General features: G+C 63.4%; 14 protein-coding genes. 8 read left to right on the top strand and 6 right to left on the bottom strand.

Going from position 1 to position 17,397, the window contains the following annotated elements:
- Positions 1–665 precede the first annotated feature (665 nt).
- The 3 genes from LZD57_RS19210 (at position 666) to LZD57_RS19200 (ending at position 4,045) form a co-directional block, all read left to right on the top strand.
- Positions 666–950 carry a GIY-YIG nuclease family protein gene (locus LZD57_RS19210; RefSeq protein ID WP_233721193.1) on the top strand — a complete coding sequence of 95 codons (285 nt, stop codon included), beginning with the start codon at positions 666–668 and terminating at the stop codon, positions 948–950.
- 229 nt (positions 951–1,179) lie between these two features.
- Positions 1,180–2,652, top strand: a complete 1,473-nt coding sequence (locus tag LZD57_RS19205) for a caspase family protein (protein ID WP_233721192.1) — start codon at positions 1,180–1,182, stop codon at positions 2,650–2,652.
- 880 nt (positions 2,653–3,532) lie between these two features.
- The gene (locus LZD57_RS19200; RefSeq protein ID WP_233721191.1) at positions 3,533–4,045 is read left to right on the top strand and encodes a hypothetical protein; all 513 of its coding nucleotides are present in this window, start codon (positions 3,533–3,535) and stop codon (positions 4,043–4,045) included.
- 432 nt (positions 4,046–4,477) lie between these two features.
- Here LZD57_RS19200 and LZD57_RS19195 read toward each other — a convergent pair whose 3' ends face one another.
- Together LZD57_RS19195 and LZD57_RS19190 are read right to left on the bottom strand one after the other, a co-directional pair.
- Positions 4,478–5,833 (bottom strand): PleD family two-component system response regulator, encoded by a 1,356-nt coding sequence (locus LZD57_RS19195; protein ID WP_233721190.1) that lies wholly within the window; start codon positions 5,831–5,833, stop codon positions 4,478–4,480.
- A gap of 8 nt (positions 5,834–5,841) precedes the next feature.
- Entirely contained in the window at positions 5,842–6,213 is a 372-nt protein-coding gene (locus LZD57_RS19190) for a response regulator (RefSeq protein ID WP_163465024.1), read from the bottom strand.
- A 147-nt stretch (positions 6,214–6,360) separates the two neighbouring features.
- On the opposite strand from LZD57_RS19190, the gene LZD57_RS19185 reads away from it, so the two are divergent.
- The 5 genes from LZD57_RS19185 to LZD57_RS19165 all read left to right on the top strand — a co-directional run bounded on the left by LZD57_RS19185 (position 6,361) and on the right by LZD57_RS19165 (position 9,875).
- Positions 6,361–6,636, top strand: a complete 276-nt coding sequence (locus LZD57_RS19185; RefSeq protein ID WP_233721201.1) for a DUF3572 domain-containing protein — start codon at positions 6,361–6,363, stop codon at positions 6,634–6,636.
- 130 nt (positions 6,637–6,766) lie between these two features.
- On the top strand, positions 6,767–7,423 hold the full coding sequence (locus LZD57_RS19180) for a hypothetical protein (RefSeq protein ID WP_233721189.1): 657 nt from the start codon (positions 6,767–6,769) through the stop codon (positions 7,421–7,423).
- A gap of 112 nt (positions 7,424–7,535) precedes the next feature.
- Positions 7,536–8,855 carry a DNA polymerase IV gene (locus LZD57_RS19175; protein WP_233721188.1) on the top strand — a complete coding sequence of 440 codons (1,320 nt, stop codon included), beginning with the start codon at positions 7,536–7,538 and terminating at the stop codon, positions 8,853–8,855.
- A 140-nt stretch (positions 8,856–8,995) separates the two neighbouring features.
- Entirely contained in the window at positions 8,996–9,535 is a 540-nt protein-coding gene (locus LZD57_RS19170; RefSeq protein WP_233721187.1) for a hypothetical protein, read from the top strand.
- Positions 9,513–9,875 carry a hypothetical protein gene (locus LZD57_RS19165; protein WP_233721186.1) on the top strand — a complete coding sequence of 121 codons (363 nt, stop codon included), beginning with the start codon at positions 9,513–9,515 and terminating at the stop codon, positions 9,873–9,875. The genes LZD57_RS19170 and LZD57_RS19165 overlap by 23 nt, the downstream gene beginning before the upstream one ends.
- Before the next feature lie 17 nt (positions 9,876–9,892).
- Here LZD57_RS19165 and dnaE read toward each other — a convergent pair whose 3' ends face one another.
- From dnaE to proS, 4 genes are all read right to left on the bottom strand, one after another.
- A complete protein-coding gene (gene dnaE / locus LZD57_RS19160) occupies positions 9,893–13,384 on the bottom strand; it encodes a DNA polymerase III subunit alpha (RefSeq protein ID WP_233721185.1) in 3,492 nt (1,163 codons plus the stop codon).
- Between the two features lie 558 nt (positions 13,385–13,942).
- A complete protein-coding gene (locus tag LZD57_RS19155) occupies positions 13,943–14,635 on the bottom strand; it encodes an ABC transporter ATP-binding protein (RefSeq protein ID WP_233721184.1) in 693 nt (230 codons plus the stop codon).
- A complete protein-coding gene (locus tag LZD57_RS19150) occupies positions 14,635–15,933 on the bottom strand; it encodes a lipoprotein-releasing ABC transporter permease subunit (RefSeq protein WP_233721183.1) in 1,299 nt (432 codons plus the stop codon). The genes LZD57_RS19155 and LZD57_RS19150 overlap by 1 nt, the downstream gene beginning before the upstream one ends.
- The gene (proS, locus tag LZD57_RS19145) at positions 15,930–17,252 is read right to left on the bottom strand and encodes a proline--tRNA ligase (protein WP_233721182.1); all 1,323 of its coding nucleotides are present in this window, start codon (positions 17,250–17,252) and stop codon (positions 15,930–15,932) included. The genes LZD57_RS19150 and proS overlap by 4 nt, the downstream gene beginning before the upstream one ends.
- Positions 17,253–17,397: the final 145 nt, after the last annotated feature.

Below are 17,397 nucleotides of genomic sequence, written 5' to 3'. Positions count from 1 at the left end.
TTCAACGCCGTCACCGAAAGATCGGGATCCAAGAAGGTCGCGATCATCGCCGTCGCCAGAAAGCTTCTCACCGTCCTCAATGCCATGCAGAGGGACAAAAAGGCCTTTGCATGAACACAGTTGCCATGCCGGAGCCACGCCACCGCCGCTCCGGATCAGAACGGCGGCACCCACCCCTCCACTTCCTCATCCTCGACCCGCAGGGTCGGCGATCCATGCCGGAGCCGCGCCACCGCCGCTCCGCGTCAGAACGCCGGCCGCCACCCCACCGCCTCGTCATCCTCGACCCGCAGGGTCGGGGATCCATGCCGGAGCCGCACCACCGCCGCTCCGGATCAGAACGGCGGCCGCCCACCCCTCCACTTCGTCATCCTCGGCCCGCAGGGTCGGGGATCCATGCCGGGACCGCTCCACCGCCGCTCCGTGGCAGAACCGCACCCTCCGCCACGCACCGCCCTTCCCGCACCCGATCACCAGCGGCGATGCAGAGGCGTGGATCCCCGACCCTATCGGGCCGAGGATGACGAAGCGTTGGTGGCGGCGCCCCGCCCTGCCGCGTCCCGCAACCGCAGAAGCCTCGCGCAGCCTTGCAAGTGCCCCAGCCTCGGCCCCGCAGCGCCCGCCAGCGCCTTGACGCCGCCCCCGCCTCCCAGCACCATCCCCTCATGGCGGGACACGTCTACATCATGGCGTCGCAGCGGGGCGGCACGCTCTATATCGGCGTGACGTCCGACCTCGCCCGCCGCGTCTTCGAACACAAGTCGGAAGCGACGAAGGGCTTCACCAGCCGCTACGGCTGCAAGCGCCTCGTCTGGTACGAAGAGCACTTCGACATCCGCGACGCCATCGCCCGCGAAAAGTCCCTGAAGAAGTGGTCCCGCGCGCGAAAAGTCGCGCTCATCGAGACGATGAACCCCGACTGGCAGGAACTCTACCGTGGCCTGTGGTGACGACGGCGGATCGGCCCAATGCCGAGGACAAACGCCCTGGCGGACTTCACTTGCTTCCCCGGCGCATCAACTGCCGCCACCTGTCAGTAGGGGTCGTTAATCTGCTGGTGGCCACCTGCCACGCACGCGTCCTATTGCAAAGAGCCATCTAGAGTTTTAATATACTTAGAAGCCCGGTGTTACGCTTGGCGACAGTGCCGGCCAACTTCTGTAGATGTATACGAAGGTCGTGAATTTGAAAATTGCGCTACTAATAAGCTTTTCGGATTATCATTCCGATGAAGCGTCTGACTTGCCGGGTTGTGAGGCCGACCTCCAGCTGATGCAGCGTATATGCGAGAATGGCGATTTTTCCACAACAAAGGTTATATCCGGCTCTTTTGGCAAATCGGGAGAGAAGATAAAGCTTGAGATTGCTGAGTTTATTGACGAAATATGTAACCAGGAGATAGAGACCTTTTTATTCTACTTTTCTGGTCATGGCCGCTTTCACAACGATGAGTTTAATTACGTCCTACCTGGCTATAAGTCATCAAGATCTCGCCAAACATCTCTATCAAATTCGGAGCTTGACGGTCTTATTCGATCGACGTCTCCAGCTCTCACCGTGAAAATTGTCGATGCTTGCGAGTCGGGTGCTCAGTATATCAAAGATCCAGAAACCACGGAAAAGTACGTTAAAGCTTCGGCAGGACTTTACAACTCCTGCTATTTTTTATTTTCTTCACAAAGAGATCAGAATTCATTTCAAACTATTTTAAGCGATTTTACGAATTGTATCGGCAAAGCGATTAAGAATTCAGAAGTCGGCCCGATCAGATACAAAGCCCTTATCGATTTTATCTCAGACGATTTTGAAAAATCGGATTCACAAACGCCATATTTCGTCATACAAGGAAGCTTTACAGACGTTTTCGTTCAAGTTGATGACCATCTTGTAAAGGATGTATCAAAAATTGTCGTCGATATTGAGCCAGAAAATAAAGGCGCTTTAGCCACTGAAGACAAAAACTTACTAAAAATAGTTGGTGAAAAGTCGGAAATATATTGCAGTAAAGATGAGATTCTGGAATATATTGATAGCGTACATCGTTATTTGGGCGAAAAGACAATAAATGGGGATTTGAATAGTCTATTCAATTTAAGTTTGGGGTCATTAACTCCCGATTCGACACCAAATCGATCTGAAATAGGCGATTGGTTGGGGCGACAGTCGGCAACCCCTCCTTATCTGGCTTCACCCGTTAAGGAAAAGCGCACGGAGCGTTTAAATATATTGCCATTTTCTTCAAGTTTCTCTAAAATAGAGAGTATTACATCGCGGCCGTCGGCGGAACCGATAGAAAGGGAAATATCGGTTGTTACTGGCTTCAGATCGAACCTTGACACGTACGAACAACCAACAACTGTTTGTGAGTTCATACCGCGCTATCCCGCACTTAAAAAATATAATCTTTATTTTTCTGTAATACCTAGTCGGATAAATATCGTTATATTCACGAAGAGTAATACTTATATTGACCATGGTTTTGGAGATTTTCGTGTCGATATCCGCAACAAGTGGCACTATGAGGTGTTTTCGGCTAAAAGAGTGGATCTTATTACGTCGTATGTCGACGGTTTATGGTCTGCATATCTCAATTTTATACGAAATGATATTGCAAAATCTCTTCAAGAAGACTCGAAAGCAACAGAAGAATGAATGCGACTGGGTACAATAGGTCCATCCCTGTCATCTTATTCTCAGGATACAAAATTATTTGCTAACGCTGATTTATAAAACATTATTTGCTAATGCTGATTTTCCTTAGACAATTACGCTTCGTGCAGGATGCTGTTGAGGTCACACTGTCCGAGTGTAGCCCTCTCTTGCTATCTCTATCACTTGGATTTGCCGAAACGGTGAGATCGCCCTCTCTCCCACAATCAGGCCAGAGGGCGCCCTGCCTCCACTCCCGCCAATATCTCTCCCCCGATTCCCCCCCAACCCCCTGATTCCCCTCATCCTCCCCAAAAACCTTATCCCCGCCCCTCCCCACGCCCCCATACTCCCCCCATCGCCGGTCCACCCGACACCAGTCGACGGGAACCGGGCACGGGCGCTCGCCGGGAGCGTCTGCGGGCCGGCGATGCGGTCTCCGCGCCGTCTGCCCTTCCGGAGGGCGGGCGTCCCGGACGGCCTTCCGGCGCCGCTGGCCCCTCGCGTAATACGGCGCGGGTGCGGATCGGTCCGCTTGAGGTCGCCGCGCTGAAAAGGCGCGGCGGGTGAAGCGCCAGCCGCCACCGGAACCCGTCGATCAGGCGGGCGACGGTCCATGGGAGGTCGCATCAGAGCCGCGCGGTGCGCCGGAGGCGAGCCGGATTGTTGATTGAACGGAGGGCTTGCCTCCGGTGCACCGCCGCCCGAGCCTTTCGCGAGGGCGGCGATCAGGGGCCCGTCAGCGAGCCGAAAGGCGAAGCTTGAGGACGGGACAGAGACTCCGCCCGAGTGCTTTTGGCACGAAGGGCGGCAGAACGGATCGGGCACCCACCCGCCCGCGAAAAGGCGGCGCGGGAACGGGAAGCCGTGCGCGGAGGACACCATGGCAAGACGCGGCGCGAAGGACGAGGGCGAGGAACGGCCCGTCACCGCCGAGGAGCGGGCGGAGAGCGTGGCCATCGCGCGGCGCCATATCAGCGCCTGCCGCCTGGCGCTGATCGCCGCGGGCGCCGGCCGCAAGCCGCCAAGGCGCAGACATTGCAAGGACGAACGTCCGGCCGAGGACGCGGGCGACGGGGCGCCCGGCCCGGCCGACGACGAGCGGGCGCTGGCGGCGATCGCCCAGGGGCTCACCCGCAATTGCCGGCGCGGCGACTGCCGGCGGAGCTTCACCTGCCGCTTCGGCGCGCGGCGGGGCGAATCGACCGCCGTCGCGCCGCCCTGCCTGAAGCGACTGCCGAAGGATGCGGTGATGGCGCTGCGGCTCGGCGCGATGCGCCTCCGGTCGCCGGAGGCGTTTCGCGACCCGCAGCTTTTCAAGTTCGAGCAGAGCGAAATCCGCCGGCGCGCGGCCGAGGTGCGGGACATGGCGGCGGAAAAGAGCGGACTGTCGTGAGGGCCGGCCCGAAAACAGTGGCCGGCCGGCCTCCGCGCGGCGGTACGAGGAAACCACCCTTGCGCGGTGCCGACCGGCCCCCCACGGGACCCAGGAGATGCGGCGGACCTGAGCATTCCATGGGGTTGTCCGAGGGCCCGAAATCGTCGGCGGGCCCTGCAATTCCCTGGCCGAACACTTGCCCAGAACCGGGCCGAATGCAACTTCGCCCCGGCCCGGAAGGGCAAAGTTTTAGCAACAGGGTTAAGACGGCGCCAACCGCGTTCGCCGCCCCGGCCGGCTTGTCCACAGATCGTTGCCGTCGCGGCTGCGTGAGCATGATCCCGAAAAGCGGGACCCGGTTTTCGGGACAGATCATGCTCCGACAGGAAGATGGAGCGGAAGGGTGAGCGCAGCTCGTCTCGTCCCGCTCGGAGGCGCGGACGCCGCCGGTCAGGCGGCGCGGGCCATGCCGATGCGGTTGCGGCCGGCGCGCTTGGCCTCGTAGAGCGCGGCGTCGGCGCGTTTGACGAGCGCCTCGCGCGTCTCGCCGCGGCCGGCCGAGACCACCGCGACGCCGGCGCTGACCGTCACCGCCAGCATCTCGGCGGCGGCGGCGAAGGGTTCGCCCGCGACCCCCTCGCGGATCCGCTCGGCCACCGCCGCGGCGGTCTCGACGTCGGCGCCGGGCATCAGCACGGCGAATTCCTCGCCGCCGAAGCGGCAGGCGAGATCGCTCGCCCGGATCGCCGCCTTCAGGCGCCGGCCGAATTCGGTCAGAACGGCGTCGCCGGCATCGTGGCCGAAGCCGTCGTTGATCCGCTTGAAATGGTCGATGTCGAACAGCGCCAGGGCGAAGCCGCCCTCGCCGGCTGCGGCGCGCTCCAGATGGATGTCGAGGAAGCGGCGGTTGTGCAGGCCCGTCAGCGGGTCGGTGACGGCGAGTTCGATGGTCTGCTGCAGCGACTGGCGCAGGCCCTCGTCGTATCGCCGGCGCCGCAGCTGCGTCCTGAGGCGCGCGGCGAGCTCGTTGCGGTCGATCGGCCGGGAGACGTAGTCGTTGGCGCCGAGTTCCAGCGCCCGCGCCGCCCGCGTCTCGTCGCCGGCTTCGGCCAGCGCCAGGATCGGCAGGAGCCGCGTCACTTCTGCCGAGCGCAGCTGCGAGATCAGCCGCAGCGGATCGTGGCGTTCGGCCGCAAGGTCGATGACGAGGACGTCGGCGCCGCCCGCCGCCTCGATCAGCGCCGCCGGCTCGGTAACGACGGTCAGCGTCGTCTCGGTCCTCAGGCGCCTCGCGATCGCGCGGCCCTCCGCTTCGGTCTCGACATAGGCGAGCGTCCGCGATCCCGTGGTGGTGGCGAGGCGGCGCAGCATTTCCATCTCGCCGCCGACCAGCCGCATCGCCGTCTCCGCCCGGCTCCGCAGCTCGTCGGTGATCCGCTTCAGCCGCGTCAGGCTGCGGACGCGGGACATCAAAGCGAGATCGCCGACCGGCTTGGTGAGGAAGTCGTCGGCGCCGGCCTCGAGGCCCGTCAGCCGGTCCTCGGGCTGGTCCAGCGCCGTGATCAGCACCACGGGCACGTGCATCAGCCGCGGCGAGGCCTTGATGCGGCGGCAGACCTCGAAGCCGTCGAGACCCGGCATCATCACGTCGAGCAGCACGAGGTCGAAGGGCTGGGCGTCGAGCAGCTTCAGCGCCGCCTCGCCGCTCTCGGCGCCGGCGACCTCGTAATATTCCGCCGCCAGCCTTGCCGTCAGAAGCCGCAGATTCACCTCGATGTCGTCGACGACGAGAATGCGCGCGGTCATCGCGCCGCTCAGGCGTCGTCGAGGAAGGAGCGGATCACTTCCATGAAGCGGTTCACCGAAATCGGCTTGGAGATGTAGGCTTCGCAGCCGCCCTGGCGGATGCGCTCCTCGTCGCCCTTCATGGCAAAGGCCGTGACGGCGATGATCGGAATCTTGAAGAGTTCCGGGTCGGCCTTCAACTGCCGGGTGACGTCGAGCCCCGAGATCTCCGGGAGCTGGATGTCCATCAGAATCAGGTCCGGCCGCTCGGCCCGGGCGAGGTCCATCGCGTCCAGTCCGTTGCGCGTCTGAACGGTGTCGTAGCCGTGCGCGACGAGGAGATCGCGGAACAGCTTCATGTTCAGCTCATTGTCTTCGACGATCATGACTTTCTTCGCCATCGTCGATTCTCCTTGCCTCGACCGGGCCACGAAATTCGATTACCCCATCCGTATGTAAGCGGATTTCATTAAGAATCGGGAATCGCCAGATTGAATTTCGTTAACGATCCCCGCAGCGTTCGGCTACAGGCCGCGGGCCGCAACGCGATGGGACGCGACGAGGCCGAAGCCATCGCAGTCGAGGGCCTGACCTTCATCGCGGCGGATCCGGTTCTGTGGCCGCGCTTTCTGGCCCTGACCGGGATCGAGCAATCACAACTTCGGGATGCCGCCCGCGCCGCTGGATTTCTGCCCGGCGTCCTCGATTTCATTCTCGCCCACGAGCCGACGCTCGAAGCGTTCTGCGCTGCACAAGACGTCCCCCCGCAGTCGGTCGTCACCGCGCGACGTCTTCTGGCCGGCCCCGAAGACCTAAACGACTGATGCGCCCGACCTCGCCGCCTCGTATGCCATCGCCGGCAAAGGCGTTTGTCGGCGAGACCGCCGCTTTGCCGCGGACAGGGGCGAAAGACGATGCCATCTGCCCCGGGTCACGCCGCAATCTCGGACCATCATGACGAAATCGCCCGAAACGAGAGGCCCGGCGATCGCGGATCTGTCGCAGCGTCATAATGCACTTCTCGTCCTCGATGTCGATGAAGTGGTCCTGCAATTCATCACGCCGTTCTGCGAGCTTCTCGAAGATCATGGGGCGAAACTACATGCCGAGAGCTTTCGACTGACGGGCAACGTCCGGGAGATCGCCACGGGCGCCGCACTGTCGGGCCATCGGCTGGACGACATCACCGAGCAACTCTATCGCGAGCAGGAGGCGCGCCAGCGCCCGGTCGATTGCGCCCAGGAGACGCTCGGCGGCTTTGCCGACCTCGCCGACATCGTCTTCCTGACGGCGATGACGCCGAGCCACTACGAGCGTCGGCGGCGGACCCTCGACCGCAGTGGCCTCCTCTATCCGATGATTGCGACCGAACGCTCGAAGGGCGCCGTCGTGGCGGAGCTGTGCGAGCGCTGGGACGGCCCCGTCGTCTTCGTCGACGACCTGCCGCCCAACCTCGCCGCCGTGCGACGCAGCGCCCCGCAGGTTCGGCTTCTGCATTTCATGGCGAACGACGTGTTCCGGCCGCACCTGCCGCCCTTGCCGCAGGGGGCGGAGAGCGCGACCGACTGGCCGACGGCGGCGGCAAAGATCCGGACGTGGCTCGAAAGCTGAGATTCTGGCGAAAGCGAAATGGCCGGACGAAATACGGCAGGGCTCGGGCCCACGGCCTCTCGCCGCCTCGAGGCAACCCGACTATGATCGGATTTCACCGTCGGCGGGCATGATGGCCATCTTAGTCCCCTCGATCTTCTGCCGCGACTGCTTCACGCCCGCCACGCCGGGCGCGAAGCGCTGCCGTGCCTGCGGCAGCCCTCGCCTTCTCGACCATCCCGAGGCCGCGGCTCTGTCGATCGCCCATATCGACTGCGACGCCTTCTATGCCAGCATCGAAAAGCGGGACCGACCCGACCTCGCCGACAAGCCGCTGATCATCGGCGGCGGTCGGCGCGGCGTCGTGTCGACTGCCTGCTACATCGCCCGCATCCGCGGCGTGAAGTCGGCGATGCCGATGTTCAAGGCGCTGAAGCTCTGCCCGGACGCGGTCGTGCTGCGGCCGGACATGGCCAAATATGTCGGCGTCGCACGATCCATCAGGGTGCTGATGGGCGAGACCACCCCCCTCGTCGAGCCACTGTCGATCGATGAAGCCTTTCTCGACCTGTCCGGCACCGAAGCGCTGCATCGCGAGCCGGGCTCGATGACGCTGGCCCGGCTCGCCAAGCGGATCGAGACGGAACTCGGCATCACCGTCTCGATCGGTCTTTCCCACAACAAGTTTCTCGCCAAGATCGCCAGCGATCTCGCCAAGCCACGCGGCTTTTCCGTGATCGGCCGGGCGGAGACGACTGCGTTTCTGGCGGAAAGGCCGATCAGCCTGATCTGGGGTGTCGGCCAGGCGATGGAGCAGAAACTCGCCCGCGACGGCCTGCATCGGATCGGCCAGCTGCAGACGATGGAAGAAACCGACCTGATGAAGCGCTACGGCGAGACCGGTCGCCGGCTCTGGCGCCTGTCCCGCGGCATCGACGATCGTTCGGTCAGCCCGCGCTCGGAAGCCAAGAGCATCTCGGCCGAAACGACCTTCAACGCCGACATCGCCTCGCTGGAAGAATTGACGCCCATCCTGCGCGATCTGTCGGAAAAGGTCGCGGCGAGACTGAAGAAGACCGATCTTGCGGCCTCGACGGTGGTCCTGAAGCTCAAGACCGCGGATTTCCGGCTCAGAACCCGCAATCGCAAGCTGACGGATCCGACGCGGCTCGCCGATCGCATCTTCGCCGCGGGACGGGCACTTCTGAAGAAGGAGACCGACGGAACACGCTTTAGGCTGCTCGGCATCGGCTGCGCGGATTTTTCCGCCGCAGCCGGCGCCGACCCGGTCGATCTCGTCGATCCGGGCGCCTTGAAACGCGCCAAGGCGGAAGCCGCGCTCGACAGGCTGCGCGGCAAGTTCGGCGATAAAGCCATTGAAACTGGTCTCACCTTCCGCCAATTTCGTCCACAACCTTCCCGCTCCACAAACATCAAAAATGACGTGGAGTAGTGATAGCGGATACCCAACGCTAGAAAGTTTGCCCTGTGCGACCGACTTATCGAACGAGTAGATGGGACGGCCAGAACTACTGCGAAACTAGGCTCGCAATGAGCCCTATAGTTGCATCCCATTAGACAAGAGGCCTAAGGTTGTACGATGAAGCTGTGAACTGGCTAAAAGCGTCAGGTCTTTTGGAACTGACGAGCATTCTGGGTTTCATTGTCGCGTTGATTGGCTTCTGGTTTACAATCGCCTCTGTGAGGAAATCAGGCGATGCCGCGCTACGAGCGGAGAAAGCTGCGAACGCCGCCCGAGAAGAGCTTTTGAGGATCGAATCATTTATCGATTTGTCTGCAGTAATAACGGCAATGGAAACGATCAAAGCGCTCCATCGGGAGCAGGCTTGGAATAGATTGAGCGAGCGGTACTCAGAGGCCCGACGCCTACTAATACAAGTTCGATCCACTAGCAAAAAGCTATCGACAGAGCAAATACAACTTGTGAATGAATGTATTGGGAATTTTGCTGCGCTAGAGCGTCAGCTTGACCGCTACATTAATGACCCGGGGAAAATCAATGTAAGTAAGGCAAATTCTATCATTTCCGACGACATCGACCAACTCGTTGAACTCTTATACGCGCTTCGAGGAGAGGAGAAAGCTGACAATGTCGCTCGATCGGTATCGTAGACTGGCTGCTTTGTTAAAAAACAAAACAGAGGATGGGAGTCTGTCATGGTCATTAGCGGGTGATCAATCCGTATTGCAGAGCAATATAAGTGGATACACACTACAACTTAGCGAGTCAGACGGGGACCGGGGGTCGATATATACAGTCGATATTTTTAACAAAGACGGAGATATAATTGATTCATTCAACGATGAGGATATCGATAAAGATGATTTATACGCTCAAAATTTTTATGGGATGATGAGAGAAACATTTCACGCTGCCAAACGGAAAGCGTCAGGAGCAGATCGCGCGCTTGACGAGATACTAAAGTCTCTCGATGAAATGTTCCCGTTCTGATGGATTGGTAATGGCAATTACAGCAGCTCCACCTCGATGACCCCCGGCGCGGCCTTGACCGCGCTCGCCATCTGCGGGGAGACGCGGTAGCGGCCCGGCAGGGTGATCTCCACCTCGCGCTCGCCGCCATCCCGGACGAGAACGAACGACACCTCGCTGTCTCCCTCGCTCGACAGCTGGCTGCGGAAGGCCGCCAGGGGCTTTGCGTCGCGCATGAAGACGCGCAGCGCCTTCTGGGTGCGCACCGCCTCGTCTTCGAGCGACTGGACCTGCTGGGCCCGCAGCGAGATGCCCTCCGGCCGCTCTTCGGCAGAGACCGTCACGATCACCGACGCTCCCTGTTCGAGCGTGTCGCGGAACGCAACGAGCGCCTCCGAAAAGAGCACGACCTCGTACTGGCCACTCGCGTCGGAAAGCTGCACGATGCCGATCTTGCCGCCATTGCGGGTCTTGCGTTCCTGGCGCGAGGTCACGGTTCCGGCGAGCCGCCCGGCCGTCGCGCCACGCTTCACGGCAGCCACCACCTCGGTATGCGACTGGACCCTCAGCCGCTTCAGAACGTCCCGATACTCGTCGAGCGGATGGGCCGAGAGATAGAAGCCGACCGCCTGGAACTCCTTCATCAGCTTTTCCGACGCCGTCCAGAGCGGCGCCGCATTGAGGGCCAGCGGCTCCGGCGCGCCGCCGAGGGCCGCACCGAACATGTCGTCCTGCCCCATGGCGCGCCCTTGGGACATCCGCAGCGCGTAGCCCATCATCCGTTCGACATTGGCGTAGAGAAGCGCGCGGTCCTGGCCGAAACAGTCGAGCGCGCCCGCCGCGACGAGAAATTCGAGCGTCCGCTTGTTGACGATCTTCGGATCGATCCTGGCGCAGAAATCCTCGAGCGAAGCAAAGGGCTTGTCGCCGCGGCGCTCGACGACGTGCTCGACGGCCTGTTCGCCGACGCCCTTGATGGCCGCAAGCGCATAGAAGATCTTGTTCTCGCCGACCTCGAACGCCTTGTAGGAGGTCTGCACCGAGGGCGGCACGACTTCGATGCCGAGGCGCCGCGCATCGGAGCGGAAATCGTTGAGCTTGTCGGTGTTGCCGGTATCGAGCGTCATCGACGCGGCGAGGAACTCGACCGGGTGGTTGGCCTTCAGATAGGCCGTCTGATAGGCGACGAGAGCGTAGCAGGCGGCATGCGACTTGTTGAAGCCATAGTCGGCGAATTTGGCGAGGAGGTCGAAGATCGTGTTCGCCTGTCCCTTGGCGATGCCGTTCTTCACCGCGCCCTCGACGAAGCGCACCCGCTGCTTGTCCATCTCGGCGCGGATCTTCTTGCCCATGGCGCGGCGCAGGAGATCGGCCTCGCCGAGGGAGTAGCCGGACAGGACCTGGGCGATCTGCATCACCTGCTCCTGATAGATGATGACGCCTTGCGTCTCCTTCAGGATCGGCTCGATCATCGGGTGGAGGAAGTCGGGATCTTCCTCGCCGTGCTTGCGCGCGTTGTAGGTCGGGATGTTCTCCATCGGGCCCGGCCGATAGAGCGCGACGAGCGCGATGATGTCTTCCAGACAGTCGGGCCGCATGCCGATCAGCGCCTTGCGCATACCGACCGATTCCACCTGGAACACGCCGACCGTCTCGCCCCGGGTCAGCATCTCGTAAGTCGGCTTGTCGTCGAGGGGCATCGCCGAGAGATCGATGTCGATCCCCTTGCGGGCGATGAGATCGACCGCCGTCTTCAGCGTCGTCAGCGTCTTCAGCCCGAGGAAGTCGAACTTCACCAGGCCCGCCGGCTCCACCCATTTCATGTTGTACTGGGTGACCGGCATGTCGGACCGCGGATCGCGATACATCGGGACGAGCTTCGACAGCGGCCGATCGCCGATGACGATACCCGCCGCGTGGGTCGATGCGTGGCGATAGAGGCCCTCGAGCTTCAACGCGATCGAGATCAGCCGGTCGACGACGTCCTCGGCCCGGCGCGCCTCGGCAAGCCTCGGCTCCTCCTCGAGCGCCTGGGCGAGCGTCACCGGATTGGCCGGGTTCTGCGGCACCAGCTTGCACAGCTTGTCGACCTGGCCATAGGACATTTCGAGCACCCGGCCGACGTCGCGCAGCACGGCGCGCGCCTGCAGCGTCCCGAAGGTGATGATCTGCCCGACTTGCTCGCGGCCGTATTTCTCCTGAACGTAGCGGATCACCTCCTCGCGCCGATCCTGGCAGAAGTCGATGTCGAAATCCGGCATCGAGACGCGCTCGGGATTGAGGAAGCGCTCGAACAGCAGCGAGAAGCGCAACGGATCGAGATCGGTGATCGTCAGCGAATAGGCGACCAGCGAGCCGGCACCCGAACCGCGGCCCGGCCCGACCGGGATGTCCTGCGCCTTGGCCCACTTGATGAAGTCCGAGACGATCAGGAAGTAGCCGGGAAACTTCATCCGCTCGATGATGCCGAGCTCGAATTCCAGCCGCTCGCGATAGGCTTCCGGCGGGACGCCGGGTGCGCAGCCGAGCTTGACGAGCCGCTGTTCGAGCCCCTCGAAGGCCTGGCGGCGGAGTTCGGCCGCCTCGGCTGCCTCGGCGGCGACGGGCTCGGCATCGGCACCGGCGAAGCGCGGCAGGATCGGTGCCCGCGTCCGCGGCCGATAGGAACAGCGCCGGGCGATCTCGACGGTGTTCTGAAGCGCCTCCGGCAGGTCGGCGAACAAAGCCGCCATCTCGGCCTTGGTCTTCAGACAGTGATCGCGCGACAGACGGCGTCGGTCCTCCTGGCTGACCAGCCGGTTCCCGGCGACCGCGAGCAAGGCGTCATGCGCCTCGAAATCGTCCGGGCAGGCGAAATAGGGTTCGTTGGTGGCGACGAGCGGGAGGGCGTATTCGTAGGCGAGCGCGACCGTATCCGCCTCGACCCGCCGATTGAAGTCGCCCTGGCGCTGCAGTTCGACGTAAAGCCGGTCTCCGAAGGTCGCGGCGAGCCGTTCCAGCCGGCCCCGCGCCACCTGCCCGCGATCCGCCGCAACCGCCGCACCGATGGCGCCGAGGGGGCCACCCGACAGCGCGACGACACCGGCCGCGCGCGCCTCCACCCACTCCCATTTCACCAGGGGGCGATCGTTTTCCGGGTCGCCGAGATAGGCCAGGGAGACGATCTCGACGAGATTGGCGTAGCCCTCCTCGCTCGTCGCGATCAGGGCGAGCTGGCCGACCGGAGACAGCCCGCGCTCGCCCCGGCCGGGGCGGTTGTCAACCTCGCAATCGGCGAAGTCCACGTCGAGCTGGCAGCCGACGATCGGCTGGATGCCGGCCTTGGAGGCCTTTTCGGAAAATTCCAGGGCGCCGAAGAGATTGTTGGTGTCGGCGATGCCGATCGCCGGGGCCTCGTCGGCGACGGCGAACTTGATGATCTGGTCGAGCTTCAGCGCGCCTTCGAGCAGCGAGTAGGAGCTGTGCACCCGCAGATGAACGAAGGGCAAGGTGGCCGGTGCCGACCCCGGAACGCTGGGTGTGTGCGTCATGGCGAGACCTCGATCTGCATCATCCGCCGGGCTACCCGGACCGCCATCCTCCGCGGCCGGGGCATCGGCAATGTCGGCCCGCATCCGGCCGTCCGCTAGGGGTAGGACGCCGCTCCGGCAGAGAAAAGGACGAAGCGCGCCCGATCCCCAGGAAACCGCCCTCCTCCACCGGGAATTCGGCCCGCTCCGACACGAGGCCGATCGGCAGGACCGGATCAGACGGCGTGGACGATCAGGCTGAGCGCGAAGAGAAAGCTCGAGATGGCAAGGAGAGACAGGACGTCCTTGGCGACGGTGAGCATGGCGAGGCCTCCGTTTTTGTTTGTGTCCCTATTTGTTCTCTTTTTGTTCTGATCGTCAAGCCGGGATTCGCGGCAGGAACTCCCTATAATGTAGCCGGCTATCCAATCCTTTGCTAACCCACTGATCGCTCGACCATCCCGCGCGGGCGAGACGGAGCGGCCGTGCGGCGACACGGGCGCACCGAGCCCGGCACGACTGCTCGGGCGCGGAGCGTCGGCTTCGAACCTGTCGTCGAAGGCTGCCGCCGCGAGGCGGTCAGTGCATCGCGAGCGGCACGATCCGGCCCTCTTCCAGGGTGATCGCGTGATCCATCCGCCGGGCGAGGTCGTGATTGTGGGTGGCGATGAGCGCGGCGACGCCGGCCTGACGCACCAGGGCCGTCAGGGCGTCGAAGACGTAGCCCGAGGTGGTCGGGTCGAGATTGCCGGTGGGCTCGTCGGCGAGGAGGACGTGGGGCGAGTTGGCCACGGCCCGGGCGATGGCGACGCGCTGCTGCTCGCCGCCGGAAAGCTCGGCCGGGCGATGCTCGGACCGCGCGCCGATGCGCATGTAGTCGAGCAGCTCCTGCGCGCGCGCGGCGGCCGCCTTGCGCGGCAGACCGTCGATCATCTGCGGCAGCATGACGTTTTCGAGCGCCGAGAACTCCGGCAGGAGATGGTGGAACTGGTAGACGAAGCCGATCGCCTGCCGGCGCATGGCCGTGCGGGCCTCGTCGCCGAGCGTGCCGCAGGCGACGCCGCCGACATAGACCTCGCCGGTGCCCGGCCGATCGAGCAGGCCGGCGATGTGGAGGAGCGTCGACTTGCCGGCGCCGGAGGGCGCGACGAGCGCCACCATCTCACCGGGAGCGATGGTCATCTCCGCGTCCCTGAGAATCACCAGACGGTTCTCGCCCTGATGATATTCCTTGCCGACGGCATCGAGCCGCAGCGCGTGGTTTTCTGCCATCATTCGTAACGCAACGCATCGACGGGATCGAGCCGCGAGGCCCGCCAGGAGGGAAGGATCGTCGCCAGGAAGGACAGGCCGATCGCCATGGCGACGACGAGGACGACCTCGCTCGGATCGACCTCGGCGGGGAGCTGGCTGAGGAAGTAGAATTCCGGGTTGAACAGGACGACGCCGGTCACCCAGGAGAAGAACTGGCGGATGGACTCGATGTTGATGCAGAACAGGAGGCCGAGGACGAAGCCCGCCAGCGTGCCGGCAAAGCCGATCGACGCGCCGGTGATGAAGAACACCCGCATCACCGAGCCTTTCGTCGCGCCCATGGTGCGCAGGATGGCGATGTCGCGGCCCTTGTCCTTCACCAGCATGAACAGGCCGGAGATGATGTTGAGCGCGGCGACGAGGACGATCAGGGTGAGGATGATGAACATGACGTTGCGCTCGACGTTGAGCGCCGAGAAGAAGCTCTGGTTCTGGGTCTCCCAGGTGACCGTGTAGACCGGCCGCCCGGCGGCCGCCTCGATGGCGGGCTGCAGGGCTTTCACCTCATCGGGGCGGTCGACGAAGACCTCGATCGACTGCACCTGGTTCTCTTGGTTGAAGTAGAGCTGCGCCTCCGACAGCGGCATGTAGACGTAGGCCGCGTCGTATTCCGACATGCCGATCTCGAAGATCGCCGTCACCGGATAGGCCTTCACCCGCGGGCTGGTGCCGAAAGCGGTGACGTCCCCGTCGGGCGAGATCAGCGTGATCATGTCGCCGAGCCCGATGCCGAGCGAGGAGGCGAGCCGGCTGCCGACGGCGACGCCGTCGCCCGTGTCGAAGCCTTCGAGACTGCCGAGCTTGACGTTCTCGGAGACCGGCGCGAGCTTCGTCAGGTCAGCGAGCCGGACGCCGCGGACGAGCGCGCCCGTCGAGCCCGAATTCGGCCCCTGGGCGAGCACCTGGCCCTGCACCATCGGCATGACGAATTCGACGCCGTCGACCTGACCGATCCGGTCGGCGACCTGCTCGTAGTCGGTCAGCGGCCGGTCGATCGGGTAGAGGATGACATGGCCGTTGACGCCGAGGATGCGCATCATGAGTTCGCCGCGGAACCCGTTCATCACCGACATGACGATGATCAGCGCCGCGACGCCGAGCATGATCCCGACGAAGGAGAAGCCGGCGATGACCGAAACGCCGGCGTCCCGGCGTCGCGAGCGCAGATAGCGCCCGGCGATCATCCACTCGAAACGCGAAAACGGCCGGCTGCTGCGGGAGGCCTCCGCGGCGGTCGGGCTTTCCGGCAGGCTCATGCCGACACCCTGGCGACGACCGAGGCGAGCGGGATCGTCTCCCGCTCGCCGGTGGCGCGGACCTTGATCTCCGCCTCGCCCGCCTTGGCGCCGCGCGGTCCGACGACCACCTGCAGCGGCAGGCCGATGAGATCCATGGTCGCGAACTTGGCGCCGGCCCGCGTGTCCTGATCGTCGTAGAGAACGTCGAACCCGGCCGCCTCAAGTTCGCGGTAGATCGTCTCGCAGGCCGCGTCGCAGTCGGCATCGCCCGGCTTCATGCTGACGAGACCGACGTCGAAGGGCGCGACAGACTTCGGCCAGACGATGCCGGCCTCGTCGTGGGAGGCCTCGATGATGGCCGCGATGAGCCGGCTCGGCCCGATGCCGTAGGAGCCGCCGTGGATCGGGGTCTCCTTGCCGTCCGGTCCGGTGACCATCGCCTTCAGGGGTTCGGAATATTTGGTGCCGAAATAGAAGATGTGACCGACCTCGATGCCGCGCGCCGCGACCCGGTCCTCGGCCGGAACCGCGTTCCAGGTCGCTTCGTCGTGCATTTCGTCGGTCGCGGCGTATGGCGTCGTCCAGGTCTTCACGATCTCGGCGAGGCCCGCGGCGTCGGAAAAGTCGACCGAGGCGTCCGGCACCTTCAGGCCGAGAAAGTCGCGATGGCAGAAGACCTCGCTCTCGCCGGTCGAAGCCAGGATGATGAATTCGTGCGAGAGATCGCCGCCGATCGGACCGGTATCGGCCCGCATCGGGATCGCCTGCAGGCCGCAGCGCTCGAACGTTCTGAGATAGGAAACGAACATGCGGTGATAGGCCGTCTCGGCCGACGCCCGGTCGATGTCGAAGGAATAGGCGTCCTTCATCAGGAATTCGCGCGAGCGCATGACGCCGAAGCGGGGCCGCACCTCGTCGCGGAACTTCCACTGGATGTGGTAGAGGTTGAGCGGCAGGTCCTTGTAGGAGCGCACATAGGACCGGAAGATGTCGGTCACCACCTCTTCGTTGGTGGGGCCGTACAGCATGTCGCGGCCGTGCCGATCCTCGATCCGCAGCATCTCCTTGCCATAGCTGTCGTAGCGCCCGCTCTCGCGCCACAGGTCGGCCGACTGGATCGTCGGCATCAGGATCTCGTTCGCACCGGCGCGGTTCTGTTCTTCGCGGATGATCGCGCAGACCTTGTCCAGCACACGCTTGCCGAGCGGCAGGAAGGTGTAGGATCCCGCCGCCTGCTGGCGGATCATGCCGGCCCGCAGCATCAGCCGATGAGAGACGATCTCCGCCTCTTTCGGGTTTTCCTTGAGGATTGGCAGAAAGAACCGCGACAGACGCATGCGTGATCCGATCAGATCGAGAGTTTATGACGCGCAATCCGCGCCGGATCGGCTCTTAACCGGTCGCCACGGCAATGAAAAGGCGGGATTTCCGCGCAGTGACCCATCCGTCGCGAAGCCGCCGCAAAAGCCGCGCCGGGTCGGC

The organism is Jiella avicenniae (assembly GCF_021390325.1).
In the GTDB taxonomy this organism is placed as follows: domain Bacteria; phylum Pseudomonadota; class Alphaproteobacteria; order Rhizobiales; family Rhizobiaceae; genus Jiella; species Jiella avicenniae.
Note: the sequence above shows the minus strand (reverse complement) of the source record. Positions and strands in the feature narration are given on the sequence as shown.

Bases quoted from the DNA above. Each gene is read 5' to 3' on its own strand.
- LZD57_RS19210 (WP_233721193.1), top strand. From the start codon at position 666: ATGGCGGGACACGTCTACATCATGGCGTCGCAGCGGGGCGGCACGCTC.
- LZD57_RS19200 (WP_233721191.1), top strand. From the start codon at position 3,533: ATGGCAAGACGCGGCGCGAAGGACGAGGGCGAGGAACGGCCCGTCACC.
- LZD57_RS19195 (WP_233721190.1), bottom strand. From the start codon at position 5,833: ATGACCGCGCGCATTCTCGTCGTCGACGACATCGAGGTGAATCTGCGG.
- LZD57_RS19190 (WP_163465024.1), bottom strand. From the start codon at position 6,213: ATGGCGAAGAAAGTCATGATCGTCGAAGACAATGAGCTGAACATGAAG.
- LZD57_RS19185 (WP_233721201.1), top strand. From the start codon at position 6,361: ATGGGACGCGACGAGGCCGAAGCCATCGCAGTCGAGGGCCTGACCTTC.
- LZD57_RS19180 (WP_233721189.1), top strand. From the start codon at position 6,767: ATGACGAAATCGCCCGAAACGAGAGGCCCGGCGATCGCGGATCTGTCG.
- LZD57_RS19175 (WP_233721188.1), top strand. From the start codon at position 7,536: ATGGCCATCTTAGTCCCCTCGATCTTCTGCCGCGACTGCTTCACGCCC.
- LZD57_RS19165 (WP_233721186.1), top strand. From the start codon at position 9,513: ATGTCGCTCGATCGGTATCGTAGACTGGCTGCTTTGTTAAAAAACAAA.
- dnaE (WP_233721185.1), bottom strand. From the start codon at position 13,384: ATGACGCACACACCCAGCGTTCCGGGGTCGGCACCGGCCACCTTGCCC.
- LZD57_RS19155 (WP_233721184.1), bottom strand. From the start codon at position 14,635: ATGGCAGAAAACCACGCGCTGCGGCTCGATGCCGTCGGCAAGGAATAT.
- LZD57_RS19150 (WP_233721183.1), bottom strand. From the start codon at position 15,933: ATGAGCCTGCCGGAAAGCCCGACCGCCGCGGAGGCCTCCCGCAGCAGC.
- proS (WP_233721182.1), bottom strand. From the start codon at position 17,252: ATGCGTCTGTCGCGGTTCTTTCTGCCAATCCTCAAGGAAAACCCGAAA.